Annotated in this window: 12 protein-coding genes; 7 read left to right on the top strand and 5 right to left on the bottom strand. The window is 70.3% G+C overall.

Translation table 11 applies throughout. The annotated features are described in order from the left end of the window. The first annotated feature begins 71 nt into the window (after positions 1-71). Complete coding sequence (locus tag ACIBG4_RS20065; protein WP_397203042.1) at positions 72-476, top strand: SRPBCC family protein; 405 nt, start codon at positions 72-74, stop codon at positions 474-476. Next, complete coding sequence (locus ACIBG4_RS20060) at positions 473-907, top strand: MarR family winged helix-turn-helix transcriptional regulator (RefSeq protein ID WP_397203041.1); 435 nt, start codon at positions 473-475, stop codon at positions 905-907. Before ACIBG4_RS20065 ends, ACIBG4_RS20060 begins: the two co-directional genes overlap by 4 nt. An 89-nt stretch (positions 908-996) precedes the next feature. On the opposite strand, the gene ACIBG4_RS20055 is transcribed toward ACIBG4_RS20060, so the two are convergent. Then, positions 997-1,881 (bottom strand): aminoglycoside phosphotransferase family protein, encoded by an 885-nt coding sequence (locus ACIBG4_RS20055; protein WP_397203040.1) that lies wholly within the window; start codon positions 1,879-1,881, stop codon positions 997-999. Positions 1,882-2,028: 147 nt separating this feature from the next. Beyond that, complete coding sequence (locus ACIBG4_RS20050; RefSeq protein WP_397203039.1) at positions 2,029-2,634, bottom strand: helix-turn-helix domain-containing protein; 606 nt, start codon at positions 2,632-2,634, stop codon at positions 2,029-2,031. A gap of 87 nt (positions 2,635-2,721) precedes the next feature. On the opposite strand from ACIBG4_RS20050, the gene ACIBG4_RS20045 reads away from it, so the two are divergent. The 3 genes from ACIBG4_RS20045 (at position 2,722) to ACIBG4_RS20035 (ending at position 4,708) form a co-directional block, all read left to right on the top strand. Further along, positions 2,722-3,348, top strand: coding sequence for a class I SAM-dependent methyltransferase (locus ACIBG4_RS20045; RefSeq protein WP_397203038.1), 627 nt, complete (start codon positions 2,722-2,724; stop codon positions 3,346-3,348). Between the two features lie 42 nt (positions 3,349-3,390). Continuing rightward, complete coding sequence (locus ACIBG4_RS20040; RefSeq protein WP_397203036.1) at positions 3,391-3,891, top strand: DinB family protein; 501 nt, start codon at positions 3,391-3,393, stop codon at positions 3,889-3,891. 124 nt (positions 3,892-4,015) lie between these two features. After that, positions 4,016-4,708: a lysophospholipid acyltransferase family protein gene (locus tag ACIBG4_RS20035; protein ID WP_397203035.1), complete on the top strand. Its 693-nt coding sequence runs from the start codon at positions 4,016-4,018 to the stop codon at positions 4,706-4,708. 174 nt (positions 4,709-4,882) lie between these two features. Here the strand turns inward: ACIBG4_RS20035 and ACIBG4_RS20030 are convergent, their stop codons facing one another. The 3 genes from ACIBG4_RS20030 to ACIBG4_RS20020 are packed head-to-tail and all read right to left on the bottom strand — an operon-like array spanning position 4,883 to position 15,581. Further along, positions 4,883-5,143 carry a hypothetical protein gene (locus tag ACIBG4_RS20030; protein ID WP_397203034.1) on the bottom strand — a complete coding sequence of 87 codons (261 nt, stop codon included), beginning with the start codon at positions 5,141-5,143 and terminating at the stop codon, positions 4,883-4,885. Between the two features lie 6 nt (positions 5,144-5,149). Continuing rightward, positions 5,150-12,079 (bottom strand): polymorphic toxin-type HINT domain-containing protein, encoded by a 6,930-nt coding sequence (locus ACIBG4_RS20025; protein ID WP_397203033.1) that lies wholly within the window; start codon positions 12,077-12,079, stop codon positions 5,150-5,152. A 34-nt stretch (positions 12,080-12,113) separates the two neighbouring features. Next, positions 12,114-15,581 carry a LamG-like jellyroll fold domain-containing protein gene (locus tag ACIBG4_RS20020; RefSeq protein WP_397203032.1) on the bottom strand — a complete coding sequence of 1,156 codons (3,468 nt, stop codon included), beginning with the start codon at positions 15,579-15,581 and terminating at the stop codon, positions 12,114-12,116. Between the two features lie 235 nt (positions 15,582-15,816). On the opposite strand from ACIBG4_RS20020, the gene ACIBG4_RS20015 reads away from it, so the two are divergent. Both ACIBG4_RS20015 and ACIBG4_RS20010 read left to right on the top strand, forming a co-directional pair. Next, positions 15,817-17,022, top strand: a complete 1,206-nt coding sequence (locus tag ACIBG4_RS20015) for a sensor histidine kinase (RefSeq protein ID WP_397203031.1) — start codon at positions 15,817-15,819, stop codon at positions 17,020-17,022. Then, positions 17,019-17,702: a response regulator gene (locus ACIBG4_RS20010; protein ID WP_397203030.1), complete on the top strand. Its 684-nt coding sequence runs from the start codon at positions 17,019-17,021 to the stop codon at positions 17,700-17,702. The genes ACIBG4_RS20015 and ACIBG4_RS20010 overlap by 4 nt, the downstream gene beginning before the upstream one ends. Position 17,703: the final 1 nt, after the last annotated feature.

Raw genomic sequence — 17,703 nt, 5'->3', positions numbered from 1 at the left:
GGCGGAAGGCATACCCGTCCCGATATAGTCTCCGCGTAGACAATCTGCGCGGAGACTTTAAGGAGAAGACCATGTGGGCTTACGAGCACAGCGTCGAGACGACAGCTCCGGCCGAGGCGGTGTGGGCCCTGTACGCGGACGTCCCCGGATGGGTGCGCTGGGACGCCGGCCTGGAGCGGGCCGAACTGCACGGCCCGTTCGCGGCCGGGTCCGAGATCTCCATGACGCCCCAGGGCCAGGGCGAGGTCCGCGCCCGCATCACCAAGGCCGACGAGAACGCGGCATTCGCCGACGAGACGCCGTTCGGCGAGGTGACGCTGCGCTTCGCGCACACCCTCGAACCCGTCGCCGGAGGCACCCGGGTGACCCACCGCGTGGAGGTGACCGGCCCCGGAGCCGAGCACATCGGCCCGGCCGTCGCCGCCGACCTGCCCGACGCGGTGGCGGCCCTGGTCAAGCTCGCGGAGACGCAGTGAGCCTCGCCCCCGACGACAGTCCCGGGTTCCTGCTGTGGCGGACGACACTGCGCTGGCAGCGCGCCGTCACGGCGGCTCTGGAGCCCTTCGACCTGACGCACGTCCAGTTCGTCCTGCTGACGTGCGCGTGGTGGCTGAACCGGCAGGGCGAGCTGCCCAACCAGCTCGCCGTGGCCAGGCAGGCCGGCGCCGACGTGAAGATGGCCTCGCAGGTCCTGCGCAAACTGGAGGACAAGGGCTTCCTCGTCCGCGAGACCGACCCGGCCGACAGCCGGGCCAAGCTGCTGCGGGTGACCGACCGGGGCCGCGGCCTGGTGGAGCGGGCCGTCGCCGAGGTGGAGAGGACCGACGCGGCCTTCTTCACGGCGGCACCCGACCGCGACTCCCTCATCGCGACCCTGCGCTCACTGGCGGAGGAGGACCATTCATGATGATCCTGACCGCCCGAGAACAGGAGATCGCCGGGCTGACCTTGAACACCGAACCATCAGCCTGGCCCGAACTCCCCGGCGACAGTTGATCAAGTAAGTTCCTGAACCATGCCTGCGCAGCGCACGGGGTCTTCGGTGAAGCCGGCGCCCAGACCCCACAGCCAGTAGTCCACCGCGCGCAGCACAGCCCACGCGCGGGCCCGGAGCCGATCCATCTCGGCCGCATCGATCAGCGCGTCGAGGCACCAGCGAAACCGATGAGTGCCGGCCATCTCGTCATAGCGCGTCCAGAGCAGCTGACCCGTCTGGTACTCGCTTGCGCCCACCAGGGGCAGCGGATCCACGGCCAGCCACGGTTCGCGGCTTCCCCGCAGCACCTGCAGGTAGTGCAGATCCCGGTTCACCATCTCGGAGGATCGCTCGGCCGCCATCTCCCCCGCCAGTCCAAGCGCGATGTCCAGCACGCGGGCGGGGAAGGGCCGGCCCACCGCCTCCCACCGCTCGCGCAACGACTCACGCAGTCCCGCAGCCGCCTCCCATGTGGAGTGGAAGCCGCCTTCCGCCGGTACAGCCAGCCGACGCAATTGCTGTCCGATGAGCGGAACGGCCTCCTCCAGCGGGAGGTCACGCAGGGACCGCCTGTGGTCAAGCCGCTCCAACAGCAACACACCGCTGGACAGGTCCGCATCAACCAGCAGAACCATGCCTCGCCCGCTCCACACCCGCAGCGCCGCGACCTGATCGGCGACAGACTCGTCCGGCCGGCTCACCTTGAGCACCAGCGGTTCGTCACCGCGGCTGACCGGCACCGCCAGACCGTTGTCCCCATGCATGGGGTCGCCATCGACCCGCAGACCCCACCGAGCGCAGTGTTCCGAGACGATGTCGGGCAGCGCGGCCAGCCACTGCCGCCCGGCCTCCCCCTCACGCTGCCATCGCCCCCAGGCGCGGAACGACTCAGGAACCGCTATCAACGGCCCCCCTCGTCACACGATCGACCAGTCCTGTGCCGTCCCTGCGACGATCTCGAAGATCCGTTCCGGCGGGTGAAGGAGCCATGCGTGAACACCGGACGGCTGGGGCGGAGGGCGTTGGATCCAGGCCGCCGAGGGCCGCTGAGTTCACCGCCGGCTCCCGCTGCGAGCCGACCGATGAGCGTCGGGGCGTACGTGCAAACGCTCCCCTTGCGGGCCGAACAGGATGAGAAGCTCCACCACTCCGCCATCGGCGCTGCCCAGCCAGTGCGGCAAGGACGTGTCGAACTCGGCCGCCTCACCGGGCGGCAACGTCAGGTCACGCTCACCGAGTACGAGCCGCAGACGACCGTTGAGCACGTACAGCCATTCGAAGCCTTCGTGAGTCTGCGGGGTCGGTTCGAGCGGTCGCGGCGGGGCGGGGATGATCATCTTGAATGCGTGCACCTGGCCCGGCCGCCGGGACAGGGGTATGAACGTCATCCCGAACCGTCTGATCGGCCTGAGGTGGATCCGGGGGTCGCCGGTGCGCGGGGCGCCGACGAGATCGTCCAGCGGAACGTCGTAGGTGCGGGCCAGCGGCAGCAGCAACTCGATGGTCGCCCGGCGCTGCCCGCTCTCCAGCCGGGACAGGGTGCTCTCCGACACGCCGGTCGTCTCCGCGAGGGCGGCGAGGGTGATGCCGCGGTCACGGCGCAGCGCGCGAAGTCGTGGCCCCACCGCGCCAAGCACGTCGTCCGTTTCTCGATCCACGAGGCCATCTTGCCAGAACGGCAAGATTTCGTGCCAGATCGTGGTGCTCCTGGCAAGACTGAGCGCACATCGACAGAAGGAGCCCCGATGAGCACCACCGATGCGGTCACGTTCTGGGACGACGTCTACGCGGCCCGACCGGCGGCCGTCGACCCGCGGCCGAACGCGCGCCTCACCGAGACGGTGACGAGCCTGCCGCCCGGCGACGCGTTGGACCTCGGATGCGGCGACGGCGGCGACGCGCTGTGGCTCGCCGGCCAGGGGTGGCACGTCACCGCCGTCGACATCTCGGCCGTGGCGGTCGGGCGGCTCGCCGCCCTCGCCCGTTCACGCGGCCTGGACGACCGCGTCGTCACCGTACGCCACGACTTGCACGAGTCCTTCCCGCAGGGCGACTTCGACCTGATCTGTGCCGACTACCTGCACACCCCCCACGACCTGGACAGGGCAGCCGTCCTGCGCTCGGCCGCGCGCGCACTGCGCCTGGGCGGGCGGCTGCTGGTCGTCGACCACGGCTCGGCCGCGCCGTGGTCGTGGAACCAGGACCCCGGCGTCCGGTATCCGAGCCCCCGGGAGGTCGCCGCGCAAGTCGACCTTGACCCGGCGACCTGGACGGTCGAGCGGGCCGACACACCCCGCCGGAACGCGACCGGACCGGGCGGTCGCACCGCCGAGATCACCGACCACGTCCTCCTCATCCGGCGCACCGCCTGACACGGCGACCAGCACCGCTCCCGACGAAGGAAGGAAACCGCTGTGCCCAGCACCACGCGCCGCGACCACCGCGGCGACACCCCGCCGCCCCGGACCGGAAGCGACGAGACCGCGGTCCTGCGCGCGTTCCTCGACTACCTCCGGACCTCGATCGCCGCGAAGGTCGAGGGTGCCCCCGAACCCCAGGCGCGAACAGCCGCGGTGCCGTCGGGCACGAACCTGCTCGGCCTGCTCAACCACCTGACTTTCGTGGAACGCTCGATGTTCCTCGGGGACGACGTCACCGACTGGCAGGCGACGTTCCATGCCGCGCCGGCGGACAGCGTGGCCGACGTCGTCGCCCGCTACCGGGAAACGGTCGAGCGCGCGAACGAACTGCTCGACGGGTGCCCCGATCCGGGCGCGCCGATCCCTCGGCCACGGCCGGGACGCCCCGCTCCCAGCCTCCGCTGGGCCCTCACCCACATGATCGAGGAGACCGGCCGTCACGCGGGCCACGCGGACATCCTGCGCGAACTGATCGACGGCGCGACCGGCCGCTGACCCACCTTCTCCATGACAGGACACCTTCTCCAGGACAGGACCACATGATCACCGCAACTCGTCCGTTGTCGCGCCGCTTCTTCCGACCCGCGCGCATGGTGGCGGCCGTCACGCTCGTCGGGAAATGGCACGGCGCCGGACGCCGGTGCGGTGTCGGAGGCGGGCGCGGTGTCGGAGGCGGGCGCGGTGTCGGGAGCCGAGGCGGCTCCGGATGGCTGGGCCGGGTGGCGGTGCGGGGGCGAGGAGGGAGGCTCTGGCCGTGGCGAACCACGTGTCCTGGCTCGACCCGCTCGTCCTCGCGGCCACGGTGCCGTCGCGGCCGCTCGCCATACGCGAGATCGGCGAGCGGCCTTTCATCCGCACGCTGGCCGCCGCCTCGGGCGCGCTGTTCATCGACAGGGAGCGCCTGTCCGCGCTGCCGTCGGCCGTCGCCGCGGTCGCCGACGCCCTCAGAGCGGGCGACACCGTGGTCGCCTTCCCCGAGGGCACAACGTGGTGCGATCGCGGGATGGGCCGGTTCCGCCCGGCCGTCTTCCAGGCGGCCGTGGACGCGGACGCCCCGGTCCACCTGGCCGTGCTGCACTACCGCGAAGGAACGGCGACCTCGACCCGTGCCTGCTACGTCGGGGACGACTCGCTGCTCCCCTCCATCGTCCGGGTGGCCGCGACCCGGCGCCTGGCCGTGGAGGTCACGCTCTTCGCCCCCATACGGCCGGCCGCGCCCACGAGCAGACAGCCGGAAGCCCGCGCGGCCCTGGCGAGGATCGTCGAGAGCCAGGTACGCGCCACCGTGCTCGAACCCCACGGTCATGAGTAGCTCGGCTGTATGCGGTGACCGGCGACTGCACGCCGTCGGATTCAAACAGGCCCCCGCCCTCCCTGCACACCTGGGACGAAGGCGTAGCGGCTGCTGGCATGCTGAGCGGGGAGGGTCTGGATGAAACCCATCGGGTCCCTCTCCCTCCCTCCCTGCTGCCGCTGGGATTCATCTTTACGGTTCACCGATCGACGGTGGAGGCTTATTAAGCTCTCGACGAATATGAGCCGCCTCTGCGCGCGCTGCTTTCGCTTCGACAACAGCCTTATCGCGATCGGAAGCGAAGATCAGGACTAGTGCCAACACATCCAGTGCTTCCGCTATTTTCTCGCGCCATGCCGCAAAAGCTTCCGTACTTCTCTCACCGGGCGGCTTCTCCGAGCGCACCGCCCTCAACTTCTGGAGCGCGGCGCGCAATTCCGGAGAAATATCCACATCAGCTCACCCCCTTCCACCAATTAGGGGAAGAAACCTCTGACAGGCCGGGCATGGCGCGATCAACGTACCATGCTCTTCAAGAGGGTATGGGTTACCCCTTGCGCCTCCACCGATTCTTACCGATTGATACGTAGCACCATCCAACGGGATGCCAGCCTCTTCGAATAGAATCGCGCATCCCACTTCTCCGCAGCCGCCATGATGCCGAGAATCGGCAACGGCTCTTGCTACCCGTCCAGGCATCGTGCCAGTACGCGTATCCGTAGCATAGGCGAACCTAACCTGCTCTCCGTCTGCGGAAGTAATCTTAGAAGCCACGTTGGGGCGGACCTGCGGATCGACACTCAGCGCCGCATCGGCAAAATCGAGCAGATCATCGTCAGCATTACCGCAGTTATGGACGAGTACCAGCGCGGTACCCGCTTCTACGTAGAATGTGTGAACGTCAGCGACCGTCAGGTCGTAGACCGTCGGGTGGTTCTGCCGCTTTGTGGTGCTGACCACCTGGACGGTGATGCCGGTCGGGGTGCGGAGGTGGTCAGCACCCGTCAGATGGTCGGCGCGGACCCACTGGCGATCCTTTGCGACCCAGAACAGGTGGTGTTCGGTGGCGAGGATGACGCCGGTCTTGTCGCCCTTCTTGCCATCGGTGTCGACGGTGATCTGGACGAGGTTGAGGTAGGCGACGCCCGAGAAGGCGGCGAGAACCGGCTTCGGCACGGTCTTGCCCGTCAGCGGGTCGGTGGCCAGGACCTTGTCGCCGGGCCTGATCCGCTCGATCGCCTTGCTGGTGCCGTCTGCGAGTTTGACCTTGGTGCCGGCGACGAAGCTGTTGGGGGTGAGACAACCCCTGGGGCCTGCCGAGGCCGCCTTGGGCTTGCCTCCCGAGAGCTTGCTTCCGGCTCTGCCCGCCGCGGCGCCCGCGGATTCGCCGCCTCCGGCCGCCGCCCCGCCGCCGCGGCCCAGTGCGCTCCTGACCTTGCCGGCCGCCTTGCCCGCCGCTCCGGCGACCGCCCTGCCGGTCGCGGTGGTGGCAAGTTTGCCGAGGGCTGCACTCACGCCCTTGCCGACGACGCCGCCTGCCGCGCCTGTGATGGCGCCGACCGCTGCCGACTTGAACGCTCCTCCGGCGGTCCATTCGTCGCGCGGTGTCGAGACCAGGTAGCCGGCCAGGTTGCCTGCCGCTCCGCCCGCGGCGGCGCAGCCGATGCTGCCGGCACCCATCGTGGCCGCCTCGCAGCCGACCGTGACGACGACCGCGACGGTGACGTTGACGATGGTGGCCTTGTGCTCGTGCCAGATCTTCTTGGCCTTGCAGCCGAAGCTCCACCGGCCGCAGTGGGGCGGGTTGCTCGGCGGGGGAGGTGGCGAGTAGGACCCTCCGCCACCACCGCCGCCGCCACCGCCACCGCCACCGCCGGAGGGCCGGTTGCACGGGTTGGAGGCGATGATCCCGCACTGGGTGCCGCCGTCGTACATCAGGCCGGTGGGGTCGGAGCCGGTGACCGGGTTGTTGTCGGCGTAGGCGTAGCCGTTCCAGCTCTGCGGGTCCGAGGCGTCGAAGACGGGGTCGACGGAGATGAAGCGGCCCGTCTCGGCGTCGTACTCGCGGGCGCCGAGGTGGGTCAGGGCGGTGGCCTCGTCGATGACGCCGCCCACGAAGCCCTTCTGGCCGGGCCAGGACGCCGGTGCGACGCCGCGTTGCTGCCCGAACGGGGTGAAGCGGCGGCGGGTCGTCGCCTGCGTGGCGGTGTCGTCGACGGAGGAGTCGGCGGTGCCGTGGTGGTCGGCGCCGAGCCAGGTGACGCCCTTGCTGGTACGGGTGGCGACGGTCTGGCCGGCGAAGTCGTAGTAGCGGGTCGCGCTCTTGGCACCGGTCTTGGTGTCGAGCCGGATCTCCATGCCGGCGACGTACAGGGTGGTGGAGGTGGGATCGCGGCGGATGAGCCGTTCACCGCCGGCGTCGTAGACGAAGGTGCTGACGCCGGAGGGGTCGGTCGACTTCGCGAGGTGGCCTTCGACGTCCCATTCCAGCAGGCGGCCCGAGCCGCGTTCGGTGGTGTTGCCGGACTTGTCGTAGGTGTAGGTGTCGATCTGGCCGTCGCGCGGGCCGCCGTCGTACGCGACGGAGCTCAGCGTGTGCGGTTGCGGTTTGCCGGGTCCGGCGTAGGTGTAGGTCTTGGTGATGTCCCCGGTCGCCTGGTGGTCGATCTCCTTGGTGCGGTTGCCGACGCTGTCGTAGGCGAAGGACTGCCAGTACGGCGCGGGTCCCCCGACGATGCTCTGCGAGGGTCCGGTGGCGCAGTCGTCGGTGGAGGTCCAGGCGTCGGTGAGGCGTTGCAGCCAGTCCTGACGGAAGCACTGCACGTCTGGTGTCTGGCCGGAGGGCGTGTCGGCGATCTTGGTGATGTTGCCGGACGGGTCGTAGGTGTAGTGCGTGTCGGCCACCGAGATCGGAGCGGTCTCCCGCTCGAACACCGAACGCGCGAGCCGGTTGGTGCCCTCCTCGTAGAAGTTGGTCTGCTTGACCCGCTTCAGGCCGGTGCTCATCGTCATGTCGAGGACCTGGCCGAGCTTGCCGTAGGTCGTCGAGGTGACGTAGTTGGTCAGGCCCCGCATCGTGGTCGGGTTGCCGAGCTGGTCGTAGTCGTACAGGATCGTCTCGCCGAGCAGGCCGCCCGCGGCGGGCAGCACCGTGCGGTGGACGGTGCCGTCGGGGTTGTAGTCGGTCGTGGTCTTGTACGTGTCGGCCAACCCGCCTTCGGCGGCGGGTATGACGGTCTGGGTGCCGGTGGGCCGGTAGGCGTTGTCGTAGCCGGTGACCGAGCTGGTGTAGGCGTCCATGGCACCGGTGGCCGCGTTCTTGACATAGCGGGTGGAGCCGGTCGGCTGGCCCTTGACCACGGTGCCGTCGGGCAGCTTGTCGAACGTCCACTCGGCGAGCTTGGTGCCCGCGGCGGAGGTGCCGGCGTATTCGGCGGTCTTGCGGCCGAGGGCGTCGTAGGTGAGGAACAGACTGGAGCCGCGGGCGTCGGTGACCGTCGTGAGCAGGTCGTTCTTGTCGTCGTAGGTGAGCTTGGCGGTGCCCTTGTCGGGGTCGTCGACCTGGACCATCCGGCCGCGCAGGTCGTAGTGGTAGGTCCAGACGTTGCCCGCGGTGTCGGTGACGGTGGCGGGCTGTCCGGCGCGGGTGTAGGTGTACTTGGTGGCGTCGTAGTCGCCGGTCGGGGCGTCGCCCTTGTACTGGCGGACCTCGGTCGTCTCGCCCTGCCCATTCATGATCTTCGTGATGGGGGTGGAGCCGGCGGGCGGGTCGACGCTGATGCGGTCGCCGCCGTACGTGGTGGTGGTGCGCCACTGCTCGGTGCCGCGCTTGCGGAAGATCTGCGCGGTCGGCCACTCCATGCCGTTGTAGACGGTGACGCTCTGGCCGGGCACGTCGTCGTCGCTGCCCGGGACCCACAGCGTGCTGCCGGGATCGCCTTCGGTGTAGTAGTCGGCGTTGGTCTTGTAGACCAGGCCACGGGTGTCGTAGAGGGTGTCGTTGATCAGCCGGCCGCCGCCCGGCGCGGGCTCCTGCTTCTGCCTGGGGCGCAGGAGTCCGTCGTAAAGGGCGTATCCGGTGGTGTAGGTGGCGCCGTCGGCGCGCAGCGTCGAGGTGGAGACGGTGGTGGGGCCGTCGGCGCGGATCTGGTAGCCGAACTTCATGTTCGGGGTCGAGGCGTAGCCGGTCTTGGCGTGGCCGGGCAGCCAGACGCCGGTCAGCCGGCCGAGCGGGTCGTAGGCCAGGTCGGCGCGCTTGCCGTTGGCGTCGGTGGTCGCGGTGGCCAGGCCCCAGGCGGGCTCGATCTCGGTGGTGGTGACGTGGCCGAGGGCGTTGGTCTCCTGCTTGGCGGTGACCAGGCCGGTGGCCGGGGTGTAGGAGGTCTTCGTGGTGGTGCCGTTGGGGTCGGTGACCACCAGGGGGCGGCCGTAGACGTCGAAGGTGGTCGAGCCGGCGGTGACGTACTGGGGGCCGCCGTTCCAGGAGCCGAGCTTCTCGGTCCTGGTGACGTCGCCCTTGGACGGTGCCGCGCCGAAGGTCCCGCCGTCGTAGTACTTGCGGACGTCGGAGGTCACGTCGGCCGGCCGGTCGGGGGTGACGGTGCACGCCTTGGTGACGGTCTCGACGCGGACGGCGTAGGAGATCATCCAGCGGGCGGCGTCGCGGGCGTAGGTGGTGCGGACGCAGCTGTCGTCGTCGGCGGTGGCCTGGTCACCGAGGTCGTTGACCTGGGTGGGCAGGCCGTCACCGTTGTAGTCGGTGTCGGTCGTGTTGTACCGCCAGCCACCCGACGCCAGCGCGGTGCGGGTGCGCTCCTTGTCCTCGCGCACCATGCTCGCCGTGGTGGTCCCCCACGAACGCACCCGCTTGGCGGTCTGCTTCGTCCAGTAGCCGGTGATCGTGCCCGTCATGGCGGGCCCGGTGGGGCCGTCGTAGCGGATCTCCTCGCGGACGCGGCCCTGCAGCGGGTCGGCGTCGTCGACGGCTGTTCCCGTGGAGTCGGTGACCTTTACGTCCCGTTTGCCGCCGCCGGACTGCTCGTCGCCGTCCATGCCGCGGAAGTAGGTGAACTCGGCCTTGGAGCGCTGCTCCCCCGCCGCGCCGCGCAGCACCCGCACCTTGCCGTAGCCGCGCCACTGCGACCAGGTCTTGTACTTCTCCTTGGTCAGTCCGTCGTCGTCGTCGTGGTGCCAGGCGCCGCCGCCCAGGTACTCGTACGTCTCCAGCGTGTCGGGGGCGCCGCCGGTGCGGTCGATCTGCTGGACCTGGGTGACGACGTACTTGTGGAACCAGTCGAGCTTGGGCGAGGTGGCGCCCTCGGGCGACCAGTACTGCGGGTAGCAGCGGCGGGTGTTGGAGTCCGGGTCGGGGGTGTCGCCGGCCTTGCAGTCCGCGTCGGAGTAGGTGACGGACAGGGCGCCGCCGGTCTCGTTGTCGATCGCCGAGATCCGCCACTTGGTCAGCGGCGGGCGTCCTTCGAGCGCGTCGACCCGGTTGGGCCGCTGCACGCCGGCGAACCTCACCGGCGGCAGGGACGCGGTCCCGCCGACCTTGCCGGTGTGCTGGATCCCGGCCAGCCACAGCGCCGGCGCCGTGCCGTCGCCGGGCGCGCGCATCTGCTGGTCGAGGGTCCAGGTGTCGACGTCCTTGTACGCGCTCCCGGACAGCACCTGCGTGGTGACGGCGGCCAGCCGCTTGCGGGTCCAGAACGTGGGCGAGTACCGGTCGAGGCACTTGTCGCCGGAGTCGCAGTTCTGGTCGTAGGGGACGTCGGGCCAGTACTTGGCGTTGTCCTTGGTGAACTTGCTCTCCGCGCAGTCGAAGCTCGACGTCGCGATGCACCGCTCCTTGGCGTCGAAGACCACCCGGGCCGGGGCCGAGGAGGAGAAGATCGCGTCCGAGCGCTGCCCGTAGTCGATGCGCTTGAGGTAGCCACTGCGGTCGTAGGCGGTGGGGGTGCCGTTCGGGACGCCGTCGGTCAGGGTGGTGACGTCGCGGCGGTAGTAGTTCGTCTCGCGGCCGTACCAGAAGGTGCTGACCGTGCCGTGCGGGTCGACGACGTAGTCGAGGTTCCACCGCCACGCCTGCTTGCACCAGGAGTCGGAGAAGGAGTCCTGGTGGCAGGGCTCGCCGTCGTCGTCGCCGAACACCGGGACGGTCCACGTGGACTGGGTCTCGGCGCGGCCCTCGGCCCAGCCCGGCAGGTGGTTGCGGCCGAAGTAGTACTGGGTGCCGTCGGGGGTGGTGACGCGCCAGTACTCGCCGTCCTTGTCGCCGTTGTCGGCGCCCGACAGCTTCTCGATCTTGGAGCCGTCGTCGTCCTTCGGCTGCCAGGTGCCGGTGGCGTCGTCCAGCACCAGCTCGGTGGCCTGGCCGTTCAGTGACAGGGTGGCGTTGTCGTTGCCCCAGCACTGGTCGTTGCGCTTGGGGGTCACGCCGTCGTCGGCGCAGGCCTTGTACCGGCGCTCGACGAAACCGGGCCAGTAGTCGAAGCCCTCGCCGATCCAGGACGCCTGGTTGTTGGTGGCGACCGTACGGCCGTCGATGCCGCCGGAGGAGTAGACGAAGCCGACGTTCGGGGTCGGCCCGCCCGGCGTCGGGGGCAGGCGCAGCGGATAGGACCAGGAGAACGCGCCGCTCTGGTTGCTCACGTTCCACGTCGCCGACGGCGACAGCGACGTCGCCTCGTACGTGCCCGCGGAGCCGGACGGCGCGGCCTCCGCCGCCAGCGTGGTCGCGCCCGCCGCGAGGTCGACGTCGGCCGCCAGCCGGCCCGTCTTGACGTCGTTGCGCGTGGGCAGCGGCGTCCGGGTCTGGCACTCGGGCCGCTCCGGCGTGGTGGCCGCGCACGCGGGCAGCTCGACCAGGCGTAACCGCGAGGCCCAGTCGCCGCCGTAGGCGTACCGGAAGCCGGAGTAGTCCACCTCGACCGCCATCCGGGCCGGAGCGGACGGCCTCAGCCGGAGGCCGAGACCGTCGATGCGGGACCTGGCCGCGGTGGGCGCGTCCAGGGTCCGTACCTCGACGGCGGGGGCGGCGCCGGCGGTGGCCGGCGCCTTGCCGTTCTTCTGGACGGCGGCCGGTCCCAGCCAGATCGGGAGCTGCCCCGCCCGCGCCTTCGCGGAGCCACCACCGGCCGCGGTCACCGCCGTACCCGGCCGCGGCCAGGTCACCGCGGGCGCGCCCTTGAGGTCGTACGCGGCGCCCGGATCCGTCAAGAGCCCCTGTGCCTTGACGGCGTGACCGGGTACGGCATGCTGCTCCTGGACCTGGTGCCATGCCGGGTCGTCGTCGCTCGCCTGGGCGGCGATCGGGCTGAGCAGCGTGGCGGGCACCACGACAGCCAGGAGTGCGGCGATCTGGGTCCAGCCTCGCCTCGAAGCGAGCACGGCTTTCCTCCGGTTTGTGATCATGGGAACGTGGTCAGCCGTCGATGGGCAGGTTCATCGCGATGTTGACGACCTGCCGGTCGGTCAGGGTGCCGGTGTAGACGCGGACGTCGTCGATGTCGCCGCCGAAGTAGTCCACGGCGGCGCTGTTGTACCTGGCGCGGCCGATCTGCAGCGCGCCCGCCGCCCAGCCGCCGGTGACGGGGCGCTGGTCGTTGAGCTGACCGTTGACGTAGAGGCGGATCTGCTGGGCCTGCTCGTCGTACACGCCGGCCAGATGGGTCCAGGTGTTGAGCACCGAGCAGTCGACGGGCTCGGCCGAGCTGGCGCGCGTCAGGGTGCCGCTGGAGGCGCTGGAGCCCGTCGCGAACGACCAGCGCGGCACCGCGACGCCGTTCTCGGGGATGAGCCGGTAGCCGAGGTAGAAGGAGCTGTAGGCGGCTCCGTCCTGGGCGAGGACGGTCATCGCGCGGCTCGGCAGCGCGCAGGTGTCGTCGCCGGCCAGCCGCACCCAGGCCGTGACCGCGTAGCTGTGGTCGGTGCGCAGCGGCGCCGACGGGGTGGCGGCGTAGCCGGTGGTGCCGTTCAGGCTGAGCGCGCCGCCGCCGTCGAAGCCGTCGCCGGTCCAGGTGGCGCCGCCGGTGAGCGTCGCGGGCCAGCGGCTGTCGGTGGTGTTGACCGCGGTGGTGCCGGTGGTCTCGTCGAGCTTCCACCAGCCGCGCTGGATGGGCGGCTGCTTGGCCATCGCGGCGATCTCGTTGCCGAGGGCGGGGTCGTTGACGGTGCGCGGGTCGTCGGACAGCTCCCGCTTCCAGATCTTCACCTCGTCGATGTCGCCGGCGAAGTTCTCGATGTAGGCGCCGCGCGACTTCACCCGGCCGAGTTGCAGCGGGCCGGTCGCGTCCCAGGGCTTGTACGGGAAGGCGCCCGTCGTCGTCTGCGGGATGCCGTTGACGTACAGGCGCAGCTGCCGCTCCGGCGCGTCCCACACCCCGGTCAGATGCGTCCAGATCCCGGTCGTCGGCTCGGTGTCGCCGATCGCCCGCACGATGGTCTTGTCGTCGACGTCGGCGTCGAACTTGCTGAAGATCCACCGCTTGGAGCCGGAGGAGTAGTAGAGCTGGAAGCCCGTGCCGCGCACGGCGTCCTGGCTGACCACCGTGGAGTTCTTGCTCTTGTCGTTCAGCAGCACCCAGGCCGAGACGCTCATGCTCCGGTCGGTGTGCACCACCGGGCCGTCCGTGCTGCCGTAGCCGGTGCCGCCGTCCAGGTGCAGGCCTCCGGCCACCCGCCCACCGGCCCAGTTCGTGCCGCCGGCCAGCGTCGCGGGGTGTGTCGTCGCTCCGGAGTCGGCCGCCGTGGAGCCCGCGGTCTCGTCCAGCCGCCAGTGTCCCTCGGGGCCGAACCCGGCGTTGACGTAGAAGCTGTAGACGGCGGGGGTCTTGCCGACGTTGCCCGCCCGGTCGACCGGGTAGACGTACAGGGCGTTGAGCCAGTCGTGGCGGGGCGCGAGCCGCACGTTGACGCTCGTCTGCCCGGCGGGGATCGCGATCTGGGTGGCGGCGGTGGCCAGTGCCGGGTCGTCGAGCGCCCATCGGAAGGCGGTCACGTCGCTCTCACCGTCGCCGGGGGCCAGCGTGAATCCGCCCGCCCAGCCCACGCTGCCCTGCCAGGCGTCCGGGGTGTCGGCCGGGTAGTCGAGGGAGCTGACCTTGGGCAGGGTGGCCGGGTCGATCGTGTCCACGGTGAACTCGCACCACTTGCTCCACGCGCTGGAGTCCGTGCCGTCGTAGGCCCTGACCTTGTAGCCGTAGGTGTGGCCGGTGGTGAGCCCGGCCAGCTTGACCGAGTGGTCGGTGGCCGAGGTGGTGTACTTGTAGGCGGTCCTGCCGTCGCCGGGCATGGTCGAGGTGATGTCGTCCCACACGCCGGTCGCGGTGTTGTAGTGGTGCAGGACGAACTCGGCCCGTACGCCGTCGTTGGCCTTGTCCGGGTCGTAGATCTTGGCTTTGAGCTGGAGCGGGTTGGCGGCGTCGCCGGCGTTGACCGCCGGGCGGGCGGCTCCGGTGGCACAGGGGGTGGCCGGGTAGGTGCCGATGCCCGAGGGCGCGGCCGGCGGGGTGTTGTAGTCGATGACGAGCTTGGGAGAGGTGCTGAAGCCCTTCCACCCCCACACGCCGCTGCTGGTGTCGTTGGAGTCCCTCAGCCCGAACGTCGTGTTCGACCAGCCGGCCTTGGCGGCCTTGACGATCGCGCCGGTCACGTTGAACTCGATGCCCTTGTCCGGGCAGGAGGAGCTGTAGCCGGCGTCGGAGGCCACGCTGTCCTGGTGGTCGATCCAGGACGGCTGATGGCTCCAGTTCGTCGAGCTGGAGATGCCGCCGGTGAGCCAGAGCTGCACGGCCTGCGGGCTGGAGGTGCAGCCCCAGGACTTGACCTGCGTGATGCGGAACGTGGCCTTGAGGATGTGCTTGCCGTTGACGTTGTCGGAGTCCATCCGGAAGAACGACCGCTTCAGGCCGCTGCCGTAGTTGCCCGCCTCCGGCATGTGGCTGGAGTTCCAGTACTCCTGGGACGGGTAGGCCTGGTCCACGTACGTCCAGGCCAGCTTGGAGCCCGACCACTGCGGGTCGATGTACACCGGGAAGGTGGTGTCGGGAGCGGTCAGCAGCTTCTTGTCCGGCGTGAGCGCGATACGGTCCTGCGCCACGTCGAGGCCCATGACCGCCTGCCTGCCCTCGCGACGCGGCCCCGCCACCAGCGACGACGGCGCGGCCGCCGTCCCGGAGGAGTCCCACATGCGCGGCGGCGGCGAGTGGAAGAGCTCCGATCCCGCCGGCGTCACGGCGCTCAGGCCGCCGGTCGCCGTCCTGCGCACCGTCAGCCCGTTCGCGCGCATGCCGAAGTCGAGCCTGTCCAGCGCGGGGTTGGCGGCGGCGTCCCGGTTCTTGACCACGAGCACCTCGGAGAAGCCGAGCACCGACGCGGTCACCTTCAGGTCGACGCCCGGAAGGACCTCGCCGTACGTCGCCGTGTCGCCGTCCAGCGCCGGCTTCGGCAGGCTTCCCGGCCATGTCATCGCCACCGAACGGCCGCCCTCGCCGATGGAGGCCAGGGCGGCCGTCCCGCCACCGGAGAAGGTGAGATCCAGCGGGGTCGCCGTGGTGTGGACGGTTCCGTCCGCCGCGAAGACCAGTGTCGTGTCGACGTCGGCCCAGCCGCCTCCCCGCCGTACCCGCTCGGGCAGTGCCGAGGTCTGTGAGGTGAAGGAGCCGTCGGGGTTGGCGAACACCTGACGGTTCTCCGTGCGCAGCGACAGCACCTCCACCCGCTGCTTGCTGCTGCGTGCCTGGTCCCGGGCCTCCGCCTCGGTCCGTGGCGGCGGGTCCGCCGTCGCGGCCAGCGCGGCGGGTGCGGCGTGCAGGACGCCGCCGGCGGCCAGGCCGCCGGCCCACAACGACATGACCACGGCGAGGAGCGCGCGGGGGGTGCGGCGGCGCATGAAGTCTCCTGAGAATCTGCGTCCGGTGATGATCTCGGCTCGCACCATCTAAGGAAATTTCGGATTTGAGAGCGTCAACCTGAGACATGAAGATCACTGAAACGTCCGCTGTACGGCCAGGCCGGAAAGGTCAACCGGCTGCGGTACGGCGCCCGCTCGTCTACCGCCCAGGTTGTAGCGGCTGTCAGCCGGGCGACTGATGAGGAACCCGGTCGACGGCGGCTACCATGCGCTGATGCGCGCAAAGGTGGTGTCGTCCCTCAGACGGCTCGCCATGGCGAACCCCTTCCTCACCGACCTGATCTTCAGCGTCATCGTGGCAGGCATCACTGTGGCGTTCGGGTTCGTCCTGTCCGGGGACGCGGCCGAGCTGGGCTACGCGCAGCGCCCGCTGGACGCCGTCGGCGTCGGGTTGACGCTGGTGACCAACCTCGCGCTGGCGTGGCGACGGCGCACGCCTCTCACGGTGCTGGGGATCTGCTGCGCCACGGCGATCGTCCTGCACGCGGCCGGTTACGATTCCAGGCTGAACGAGGCGCCGCCGCTGCTGGCCCTCTACACCGTGGCCAGCCGGTCGCGCCCGCTCGTGTCGATCCCGTGCACGCTGCCCGTGGCCGTCTCCTGGTGGCACGCGGCGTTCCTCGCCCCGCCCGCGTTCACGGGAATGAACATCGCGCAGGCGAGCCTCCTCATCGCCGTCGCCTGGACGTTCGGCAACAGCACCAGGATGCTGGTCGAGCGCAACAGGCGGCTCGGCTACCTCACCGAACGGCTGCATCACGAGCAGGACGAGAAGGCGCGCCGCGCCGTCACCGAGGAACGGGTGCACATCGCCCGCGAGCTGCACGACGTGGTCGCCCACCACATGTCGGTCATCGTCATCCAGGCGGGGCTCGCCCGCTACGTCTTCGCCTCCGACCCCGCGACCGCGCGTGGCGCGCTCACCACCATCGCCGACACCGGCAGCGAGGTCATGGGCGAGATGAGACGGCTGCTGTCCGTCCTGCGCATCGACCCCGACGACGAGGCCGACGGCTACGACCCGGCACCCGGCCTGCAACGGCTCGGGCCTCTGGTCGAACGGGTGCGCTCGGCCGGTGTGCCGGTCCAGGTCTCGATCACCGGCGCCGTGCGCCCGCTGCCGTCCGGCATCGACCTGTGCGCGTACCGGGTCGTTCAGGAATGCCTCACCAACGTGCTCAAACACGCGGGCCCCGCGACGGCGCGGGTCTCACTGACGTACGGCGCCGAGCTGGAGTTACGAGTCTCCGACGACGGGGGCGGGGCGGCCGTCCCCGCCAAGGAGGGCGGTCACGGCTTGATCGGCATGCGCGAACGCGTCAAGCTCTACAAGGGAACGATCACAGCCGGAGCCGGGCCGTCAGGCGGATTCGAGGTCGTGGTCACCCTGCCCCTGTCCTCCACGGAACCGGACACATGATCAAGGTAATGGTCGTCGACGATCAGATTCTCGTCCGTGCCGGACTGACGGCCCTGCTGCGTGCCGTGCCCGAGCTCGACGTCGTCGGCGAGGCGGCCGGCGGCGAGGAAGCCATCTCCCTGGCGGCGGAGACCCGCCCCGACGTGATCCTCATGGACATCAGGATGCCGGGCATGAACGGCGTCACGGCGACCGAGCGCATCCTGTCCGCGGACGGCGACCACCGGCCGCGGGTGCTCATCCTGACCACGTTCGACCTCGACAAGTACGTCTACAACGCCCTGCGCGTCGGCGCCTCGGGCTTCCTGCTCAAGGACACCCCGCCGGAACGGCTCATCGCCGCCATCCAGACGATCGCCTCCGGCGACATGCTCTTCTCGCCCAGCGTCACCCGGCGCCTCATCGAGGCCTACACCCATCGGACCGTCCCGGCCGCCGCCCCGCCCTCTCCCGCGCTGGACCTGCTCACCGCCCGCGAGAGCGAGGTGCTCAAACTGGTCGGGCACGCTCTGTCCAACGCCGAGATCGCCGCCCTCCTGAGCGTCAGCGAGGCCACCGTCAAGACGCACCTCAACCGCGCCATGGCCAAGCTCGGCCTCGGCAGCCGCGCCCAGGCCGTGGCCCTGGCCTACGAGTCCGGCCTCGTCGTCCCCGGCCAGGAGACGCCCTCCCCAGGGTGAC

Origin of the sequence: Nonomuraea sp. NPDC050383 (assembly GCF_044459125.1) — a bacterium.
GTDB lineage: Bacteria > Actinomycetota > Actinomycetes > Streptosporangiales > Streptosporangiaceae > Nonomuraea.
The sequence above is the reverse complement of the archived record's forward strand: the minus strand, read 5'-3'. Positions and strand labels throughout refer to the sequence as shown.